This is a genomic window from Ramlibacter sp. MAHUQ-53, from assembly GCF_052600055.1.
The window spans coordinates 1-2,438 of the sequence record NZ_JBQWTS010000021.1 but is presented as its reverse complement, the minus strand read 5'-3'; the positions used below and the strand labels follow the sequence as shown (position 1 = coordinate 2,438).

4 protein-coding genes are annotated in these 2,438 nt (G+C 69.7%); all 4 read right to left on the bottom strand.

All coding sequences use genetic code 11. From position 1 onward, the window contains the following. The gene (locus ACT80S_RS19115) at positions 1-432 is read right to left on the bottom strand and encodes an ExbD/TolR family protein (RefSeq protein WP_377419139.1); all 432 of its coding nucleotides are present in this window, start codon (positions 430-432) and stop codon (positions 1-3) included. Positions 433-450: 18 nt separating this feature from the next. After that, entirely contained in the window at positions 451-873 is a 423-nt protein-coding gene (locus tag ACT80S_RS19110; protein WP_377419136.1) for an ExbD/TolR family protein, read from the bottom strand. 27 nt (positions 874-900) lie between these two features. Continuing rightward, positions 901-1,716 (bottom strand): MotA/TolQ/ExbB proton channel family protein, encoded by an 816-nt coding sequence (locus ACT80S_RS19105; protein ID WP_377419133.1) that lies wholly within the window; start codon positions 1,714-1,716, stop codon positions 901-903. Positions 1,717-1,790: 74 nt separating this feature from the next. After that, positions 1,791-2,438 (bottom strand): energy transducer TonB (locus ACT80S_RS19100; RefSeq protein ID WP_377419130.1); only part of this gene is annotated, 648 nt, incomplete at its 5' end.

Sequence of the window (2,438 nt, the reverse complement as noted above, 5' to 3'; positions counted from 1 at the left end):
TCAGTTGACGAACTGCTCGGTGCCCACGATGCCCAGCTTGTTGAGGCCATTGCGCTGGGCCGAGGCGAGCACGCCGGCGGTGGCCTCGTACTTCGCCTTGGGGTGCGAGCGAATGTGCAGCTCGGGCTGCGGCTGCATCGTGGCGGCCTGCTTGAGCAGCGCCTCCAGCTCGGTGCGCGAGCCCACCGGCTTGCCGTTCCAGTTCACCACGCTGTTGCCGTCCACGTCCACGCGCACCACCACCGGGTCGGCCTTCTTAGGCGCGTTCGACGGCAGCGGCATGTCCAGGTTCACCGCGTGCAGCTGCGCCGGGATCGTGATGATCAGCATGATCAGCAGCACCAGCATCACGTCGATCAGCGGCGTGGTGTTGATGTCCATCATCACCTCGGGCTCGTTGCCGGAGCCCCCGGTGCCTACGTTCATTCCCATGTGCGTGCTCCCTTGCTCTCAGCGATCGGACGGCTCGGTGATGAAGCCCACCTTGACGATGCCCGCGCGCTGCACCGAGTACATGACGCGGCCCACCGACTCGAAGGCGCTGGCGCCGTCGCCGCGGATCTGCACCTCCGGCTGCGGCTGCATGGCGGCGAACTTCCTCATGCGCTCGCTCAGGTCGGCCGTGTCCTTGATCGGCGTGTCGTACAGGAAGATGCGCCCGCCCCTGTCCACCGAGATGATCACGTTCTCCGGCTTGGTCTCGCGCACCACGTTCTTCTCCTTGGGCAGGTCCACCTTCACCGAGGTGGTCACCACCGGGATCGTGATCAGGAAGATGATCAGCAGCACCAGCATCACGTCCACCAGCGGCGTGGTGTTGATCGCGCCGATGATCTCGTCGTCGTCCTGCGACGCGCCTACGTTCATGCCCATGGCGGGTGTCTCCGGCTCGCTCGGGTTTTACTTCTTGGCCGAGGCCAGCAGCACCGCGTGCAGGTCGGCGCCGAAGGCGTTGACCTGGTCCATCACCGCCTTGTTGCGGCGCACCAGCCAGTTGTAGCCCAGCACCGCAGGCACGGCCACGGCCAGGCCGATGGCGGTCATGATCAGCGCCTCGCCCACCGGGCCGGCCACCTTGTCGATCGAGGCCTGGCCGCTCATGCCGATCTTCACCAGCGCGTGGTAGATGCCCCAGACGGTGCCGAACAGGCCCACGAAGGGCGCCGTGGAGCCCACCGTGGCCAGGAAGGCCAGGCCGTCCTGCATGCGGCTTTGCACGTTGGCGATGGCGCGGTTGATGCTCTGGGAGACCCAGGTGTTGAAGTCGATCGCGCCCAGCATGCCGTCATGCTTGGAAGCGCCCTCCAGGCCCTTCTCGGCGATGAAGCGGAAGGCGCTGCCCTCGTCCAGCGTGTCGGCGCCCTGGCGCACCGAGCCGGCGCTCCAGAAGTTCTCCTGCGCGCCGCGCGCCTGCTTGTTCAGCCTGGACTGCTCGGCCAGCTTGGTGAAGATCACGTACCACGAGCCCATGCTCATGATGATCATGATCACCAGCGTGCCCTTGGCCACGCCGTCGCCCTGGGCCCACAGCGCCTTCAGGCCGTAGGGGTTCTCCTCCTCGGCGGCCGGCTTGGCGGCGGCCGGGGCGGCGGTGGCTTCGGCCGCGGCAGCGGGGGCGGCGGGAGCGGCGGTCTGCGCCGACACGGGCAGGGCGGTGGCGATCAGGCCGGCCAGCAGGCCAGCGCACACGGCGAGTTGCTTGAGGGTCTTGAACATGGTGGTGTTTCCTCGGGAGGGATCGGTCAGGAAGATTCGGTTCGGGGTCGGGTTCGGGAGGGCGGCTGCCTCGATCACTCGAGGCGCCAGGTGTAGCGCATGGTCGCCCAGGCCTGCTCGGGCTTGCCGTCGGCGGTGGCGGGCTTGAAGGCGCACCGCGACAGGCCGGCGCGCGCGGCCTCGTCCAGGCGCCGGTAGCCGGAGGACTTCTCCACCTCGGCCTGGATCACCTTGCCGTCCACGCCCACCAGGAAGCGCAGCGTGACGGTGCCCTCCTCCTCGGCGCGGCGCGAGGCGCTGGGGTACTCGGGCTTCTCGCAGGCCGAGGCGTTGACCACGGCGGCCGTGCGCACCACCTCGCGCGGGGCCGCCGGCGGCGGCGGCGGTGCCGGCGGCGGCGGCGGCGCGGGCGGCGCCTGCACGGTGGACACCGCGGCGATCGCGTTGGCCGAGGGGGCTGCGGCCACCGGCACGTCCACCGGCGGCACATAGGCCGGCGGCGGCGGCGGCGGCAGGTTCTTGGGCGGCGGCGGCGGCGGCGGCGGGGGGATGTCGGGCTTCTGCTCCTCGAGCAGCACCGCCTCCACCGGGCCCTTGAGCTTCTTGACGAAGGCTCGGGCCAGGCCGGAGTTGATCGCCCAGAACAGCAGGGCATGCAGCACCACCACCGCGGCGAAGCCGACCAGGTGCTTGCTGGGTTTGCGTTGGCTGCTGGCGTAGTC